The organism is Psychromonas arctica DSM 14288 (assembly GCF_000482725.1).
Taxonomy (GTDB): domain Bacteria; phylum Pseudomonadota; class Gammaproteobacteria; order Enterobacterales; family Psychromonadaceae; genus Psychromonas; species Psychromonas arctica.
On record NZ_KI519485.1, the window covers coordinates 1 to 6,145 of the forward strand.

Below are 6,145 nucleotides of genomic sequence, written 5' to 3' on the forward strand. Positions count from 1 at the left end.
AAGGGCAGTACAGCTTAACTTGTGGAAGAAGCCGAGTCGGCTACATCGACGATTAAAGCAGCTGAAATATAAGCCACCCTTTAAGTTCATTAAAATGAACTCGTGGCGAAATTCGAGAAGCCCCTTATCAAGTTTTGCGATGCCGAATAGTTGGTTTGAAGGGCTTGGTTTGTATAATATAGAGAATGTAAATACAGGTTGGCTTGCTCCATCAGCGTTTATGAAAAGCGGATGATGGAATAAAAGAATACAGGAGCCGTATACGAGGCCCGTACGTACGGTTCTGTGAGAGGGATGAGGCAAAAGCCTCACCCTACTCGATATTAACTAAAATTACCTTATTTTTATTCTTTTATTTTTATATAAAAAGAATAGTAAACAAATAAAGAAAAAGCAGTTATGCTCCAGTTTTTGTGACTAAAAAACAGCAATTATAAGCACTTTGTCGACAATAAGTGCCAGTTGTAGTAGCGTTTGCTAGGATCATTCTTACTTATTATTAATGGCTAGGGAGTCGAGTGTTAATTTCAACTTTACCAATTCGTATATATTACGAGGATACCGATGCTGGTGGCATTGTTTATTATGCCAACTACTTGAAATTTTTTGAGCGAGGCCGCACTGAGTTTCTACGTGAATATGGTATTCAGCAAGATACGCTTTTACAGCAAAATATTGCATTTGTGGTTAAAAAGGTAGAAATGGATTGTATTAAAGCAGCACGTTTCAACCAGCTAATTGATGTCGAAACAGAGGTGACATCGTACCGTAAAGCTAGTTTGATGTTCACACAGAAAATTTTCAATGAAAGCAGGGAACTTCTTTGCCAAGCCGATACTCTAATCGCTTGCGTAAATTTACAAAAAATGAAGCCAAATGCTATTCCAACAGAAATAATTGAGGTAATTACTCGTGCAAGCTGATATGTCATTTTTAGGGTTATTCTTACAAGCAAGTTTGCTTGTAAAGTCGGTTATGTTATTGCTCTTAGGCATGTCTATTTATTCATGGACGTTGATTTTTTCTCGTTCGAGAATGCTAAAAGCTGCCAAAAGTGCGCTTAGCCATTTTGAAGACCGTTTTTGGTCTGGCCATGATTTAAGTCGTCTATATAAAGAAACGGCAGCACGCAATGAGCGTGTTAATGGTGGCGAAAAAATATTTTATATGGGATTTAAAGAGTTTTCCCGTTTACACCGAATGCCTGGACGTAAAGTTGAAGGTGTGATTGATGGTGCACATCGTTCAATGCGCGTTACTTTATCTCGTGAAATGGATGAGTTAGAAACTGGGTTGCCAGTGCTTGCTACTATCGGATCTATCAGTCCTTATATTGGTTTGTTTGGTACCGTATGGGGGATTATGAATTCATTCATCGCACTTGGTGAAGTTCAACAAGCTACATTGTCGATGGTTGCTCCTGGTATTGCTGAAGCTTTGATTGCAACAGCGATGGGGCTATTTGCAGCTATTCCAGCTGTTATGGCTTATAACAAATTTTCTACTCAAGTTGGGCAACTAGAAACGTCTTACATTAATTTAATGGAAGAGTTCACTTCAATATTACATCGTCAAGCAATGACTGAGGGTGAGTAAGTTATATGCAACATTCTTATCGTACTCCTAGACGCAAGCGTGTCATTGCAGAGATAAATGTTGTGCCTTACATTGATGTAATGTTGGTACTACTGATTATCTTTATGGTAACCGCTCCTTTAGTGACACAGGGCGTTAAAGTTGATCTACCACAGGCAGTGTCTGAATCGTTGCCTGAGGATACAAAGCCACCGTTGATCGCCTCTATTGATAAACAAGGTCAATATTACTTAAGTGTTGGCGATAGTGCTGATACACCATTAGGTGCAGAGGAAATGTCAGTACTTGTTGAGCGACAATTGGAACTTGACCCTAACTCTCAATTTATTGTTAAAGGTGACGGTGATGTGAATTACAAAACCGTGATCGATTTAATGGTGTTGCTGCAACAAGCGGGCGTTCCATCACTTGGTTTAATGACAGAGCCTGATCAATAAATGAAAACAAGTACAAATTTAATCGCATTTATTACCGCGCTTTCTTTGCATCTTATTGTTGGTGGATTGTTGCTCATGAGTGTCGACTTCTCTTTGCCTAAAGATGAGCCTAAAGAAGCGGTATCTATTATTGAAGCAACCATCATTAATCAACAAATGCTTGATGATCTTGCCAAAAATGTACAAAAAAATAAGCAAGCTAAACAACAAAAGATAGATGACGAACGTCAACAAAAAGAGCGAGAACAAGCAGAGGTAGCTCGTCAAGAAGCACTGCTTCAAAAGCAGAAAGAAGATAAAATTAGAGCAGATAAAGAAGCAATACAACGTAAAGAGCAAGAAGTTTTAAGGCAACAACAGGAAGTAAAACGATTAGAAGCTGAAAAAGTAGCGGCTGCTCAAGCATTACAGGAAAAACAAAAAGCCGAAGCAGAGGCAAAGGTATTACAAGAAAAGAAAAAAGCCGATGATGCAGCGCGCGCTTTAAAAGAGAAGCAAAAAGCCGAAGAAGATGCTAAAGCCCTAAAGCTAAAACAGGACGCTGAAAAAAAAGAGGCAGCTAAAAAAGAAGCGGAAAGAGTAAAAGCAGAAAACTTAGCCAAAGAAAAAGCGGCCGAAGAAAAGGCAGCAAGAGAAGCTAACGAGAAAGCTGCGAAGGAAAAGGCTGAAAAAGAAGCTAAAGAGAAAGCAGCGAAAGAGAAGGCTGCGAAAGAAAAAGCTGCAAAGGAAAAAGCAGCCAAAATTAAAGCAGAGAAAGAAGCAAAACGTAAAGCGGCGGCTGAAAAAGAGCGTTTAAGACAAGCTGAGCTTGATAGGCAAATGGCGGCAGAGTTCTCTGATGATTTCTCTAGTGCCAGAAGCGCGAAACAGCTATCTGAAATTGCTAAATATGAAGCTCTGATACGTGCCAAAATTAGTCGCAACTGGAAAGTTGACCCGAGTATGAAAGGCAGTAGTTGTACGTTAGCAATAAAATTGGCTCCAGATGGATTAGTGCTCAGTGCAAGAATGAGCCGTGGAGATAAAAGGTTATGTGATTCTGCGCGTCGTGCCACCATACAAGCGAAGACACTTCCTATTCCTAAAGACCCTGAAATTATCTCTCAATTTCGGGATTTTGATATTACATTAGAGCCTGAATTATAAGGAATGCAGATGTTTATTCGATTTATTATGACATTAGTACTGGTGACTGCTTGTAGCAGTGCATCAGCTCGATTAGAAATATTGATTACAGAGGGTATCAACAGCGCGCGTCCGATTGCCGTTGTGCCATTTAAATGGTTAGGACAAGGTAAAAAACCACAGAATTTTTCTGAAATTATCGCTGCTGATTTGCAGCGTAGTGGTAAATTCAATCCATTATCTATCAATAACATGCCTAAAACGCCGTCTAACAGTGCTGAAGTCGATTATGCTGCTTGGACAAAGCTGGGCATAGAGGCGATAGTCATGGGCGAAGTGAAGCCTGATACTAAACCGGGTAATTATATTGTGACTTTTGAATTATTAGATGTGTTAACTGGAAATGTTAATATGGCTGATTATAATCCAATTATGGATAAACGACGTAATACCGTTGCTACAAATCAACTGCGTCAATATGCGCATCGTATCAGTGATATTGTGTATGAAAAATTAACGGGAGAAAGAGGGGCGTTTTTAACTCGTATTGCTTATATTGCCGTGGATCGAAAAAGCTCTCACCCTTACCAATTACGTATTTCAGATTATGATGGGGAAGGGGAGAAATTAGTATTGCGTTCAAAACAGCCTATTATGTCGCCTTCATGGTCTCCCGATGGACGTAAATTAGCGTACGTTAGCTTCGAAAATCGCCGTTCGCAAATTTATATTCAAGACTTGTACACACAGAAACGTGAATTAATGACTTCATTCCCTAAAATCAATGGTTCACCAACGTGGTCTCCTGATGGGACGCAGTTAGCATTGGTTTTATCTAAAGATGGTCAGCCTGAAATTTATACTTTTAATATTTTAACAAAATCATTGCAACGATTGACTAAAAACCGTGTCATAGATACTGAACCGAGCTGGGCTCCAGATGGGAAATCTATTATCTTCTCGTCAGAACGTGGCGGAAGAGCACAAATTTATCAAGTATCGCTCACAACTGGTAAAACAAAACGAATTACCTGGGAAGGGGAGATAAATTTAGGTGGAACAATAACCCCTGATGGTGATAATCTAGTGCTGGTTAGTCGTCACAATGGGAATTATATGATTGCCGTGCAAGACCTTGATTCGGGAGAATTAAGAACGTTAACCAAAACACAGTTAGACGAATCTCCAAGTATTGCCCCAAATGGCAGTATGATAATTTACAGCACTGTTTACCAAGGTAAACAAGGTTTAGCATTAGTTTCGATGGATGGGCGATTTAAAGCAAATATTCCATCGAATAACGGTGATGTGAAGTCTCCGGCATGGTCACCATTTTTACAATAATTTAATTTTAACGTACTAAGGAAATAAAATGAATCGTTCAATAATTTCAAAAAGCTTGTTAATAGCATTACCAATGTTAGCGCTAGGTGCTTGTTCTTCAAATTCTGATGTGGATGCAGAGTCTGCAGAAAAAAATGCAACTCAAGCTGTTGAACAAGTTGTTGATGATGTGCAAACAAACACTATTGAAGCAATCGAATTAACAGCTGAAGAGCAACTAGCTCAGCTTTATACTGATGCTATCTTAAAAACAACTATTCGCTTTGAGTTTGATAAATCTTTAATCATGCCTGATTACGCTATGATTTTAGATGCACACGCAAAATACTTAGTAAATAACACTGACAAAACAATTACGATTGAAGGTCATGCAGATGAGCTAGGAACACCTGAGTACAACATCGCTCTGGGTGAACGTCGTGCTTTAGCAGTGTCAACATACCTAGAAAACATGGGTGTTGCTGCTAGCCAAATTACAGTAGTAAGCTACGGTGAAGAGAAGCCAGTTAATCTTGGACATACCAAGATGGCTCGTATTGAAAACCGTCGTGCTGAATTAGTTTACTAATCTGCCTATGAATAAAAGTACTATTAAGGCGGCCATGTTAATGGCCGCTTTTATCTCTTACCCACTTTATGCCGCTGCGCCTATTTCAGATGCAACAGTAAATACTGCTACTAACGCAGAATTACTGAATCGTATCGACGAATTGACTCGAGTAATGACTGCTCGCAATAAAATGCAAATTCGCTTTCAAACTCAACTTAATCAACTCGGCCAAGAAGTAAGCCAGATGAAAGGCTCATTGGAAGTATTTGCTAATCAATTAGAGCAAATAGAAGAGAGGCAGCGTAATCTTTATCAGATGATAGATGAAGTTCAGAAAGGTTCAACTAATCCATCTAGGGTCTCTGCTCCTGTTAATCAGGATACTGGTGACGGAGTTGATAGAGCAGCTTATCAATCTGCAGTGGATTTGGTTCTCAATGATAAACAATACGGACAAGCTATCACCGCGTTTGAAGCCTTTGTGATTGATCATCCTAAATCAAGCTATGTGCCTAATGCACAATATTGGTTAGGACAGCTCTTATATAAAGAGAAAAAACGAAATGAGGCACGTGTTGCATTTTTAGTCGTGACAGATAAGTATCCAGACTCGAATAAACGTGCTGATGCAATGTTTAAAATTGGTATTATTGATGAATATTTAGGTAATAAAGATTCAGCAAGATCTTTTTACCAAAAAACCATTAACGAATACCCAAGTTCTTCGGCAGCAGGGTTATCTGCTAAACGTTTAAAAGCATTATAGAATTAACAATATACTTTGAATTAATAGTGCATTAATTGCATTTTGTTTAATTTCTCAGCAGATGAAATAAAAGTGGCAGTTTTTTGTTGCGCTATTAAAAAATTTCTATATTATACGCCGCAGTTGAGAGGGACATGTGACTTAGCTCATGTTGTAACTATTAACAAAAAGCTCATATGAAGAGTTGAAAATCATAACCATATAAAACTATATGGTTGTTAGCTTAGTTGGTAAAGCTATTGAAGTACTTTTGATGTAAAAGTGAATTTTAAAAAATAAAACCAAACCATATAAAACTATATGGGCCGTTAGCTCAGTTGGTAGAGC

Annotated in this window: 7 protein-coding genes; all 7 read left to right on the forward strand. The window is 38.6% G+C overall.

Annotated elements, in window-relative coordinates; all coding sequences use genetic code 11:
- Window positions 1-518 precede the first annotated feature (518 nt).
- From ybgC to ybgF, 7 genes are read left to right on the forward strand one after another with little or no spacing between them, the layout of a single operon-like run.
- Entirely contained in the window at window positions 519-923 is a 405-nt protein-coding gene (ybgC, locus tag H592_RS0119070; protein WP_028870186.1) for a tol-pal system-associated acyl-CoA thioesterase, read from the forward strand.
- Window positions 913-1,596: a protein TolQ gene (tolQ, locus tag H592_RS0119075; RefSeq protein WP_028870187.1), complete on the forward strand. Its 684-nt coding sequence runs from the start codon at window positions 913-915 to the stop codon at window positions 1,594-1,596. The genes ybgC and tolQ overlap by 11 nt, the downstream gene beginning before the upstream one ends.
- A gap of 5 nt (window positions 1,597-1,601) precedes the next feature.
- Window positions 1,602-2,033: a protein TolR gene (tolR, locus tag H592_RS0119080; RefSeq protein WP_028870188.1), complete on the forward strand. Its 432-nt coding sequence runs from the start codon at window positions 1,602-1,604 to the stop codon at window positions 2,031-2,033.
- Window positions 2,034-3,179 (forward strand): cell envelope integrity protein TolA, encoded by a 1,146-nt coding sequence (tolA, locus tag H592_RS0119085; protein ID WP_028870189.1) that lies wholly within the window; start codon window positions 2,034-2,036, stop codon window positions 3,177-3,179.
- Between the two features lie 9 nt (window positions 3,180-3,188).
- Window positions 3,189-4,502: a Tol-Pal system beta propeller repeat protein TolB gene (tolB, locus tag H592_RS0119090; protein WP_028870190.1), complete on the forward strand. Its 1,314-nt coding sequence runs from the start codon at window positions 3,189-3,191 to the stop codon at window positions 4,500-4,502.
- Window positions 4,503-4,530: 28 nt separating this feature from the next.
- Entirely contained in the window at window positions 4,531-5,070 is a 540-nt protein-coding gene (gene pal / locus H592_RS0119095) for a peptidoglycan-associated lipoprotein Pal (protein ID WP_028870191.1), read from the forward strand.
- Window positions 5,071-5,110: 40 nt separating this feature from the next.
- Window positions 5,111-5,818, forward strand: a complete 708-nt coding sequence (ybgF, locus tag H592_RS0119100; protein ID WP_245600455.1) for a tol-pal system protein YbgF — start codon at window positions 5,111-5,113, stop codon at window positions 5,816-5,818.
- The last annotated feature ends 327 nt before the right edge of the window (window positions 5,819-6,145 follow it).

Bases quoted from the DNA above. Each gene is read 5' to 3' on its own strand.
- tolR (WP_028870188.1), top strand. From the start codon at position 1,602: ATGCAACATTCTTATCGTACTCCTAGACGCAAGCGTGTCATTGCAGAG.
- tolA (WP_028870189.1), top strand. From the start codon at position 2,034: ATGAAAACAAGTACAAATTTAATCGCATTTATTACCGCGCTTTCTTTG.
- tolB (WP_028870190.1), top strand. From the start codon at position 3,189: ATGTTTATTCGATTTATTATGACATTAGTACTGGTGACTGCTTGTAGC.
- pal (WP_028870191.1), top strand. From the start codon at position 4,531: ATGAATCGTTCAATAATTTCAAAAAGCTTGTTAATAGCATTACCAATG.
- ybgF (WP_245600455.1), top strand. From the start codon at position 5,111: ATGGCCGCTTTTATCTCTTACCCACTTTATGCCGCTGCGCCTATTTCA.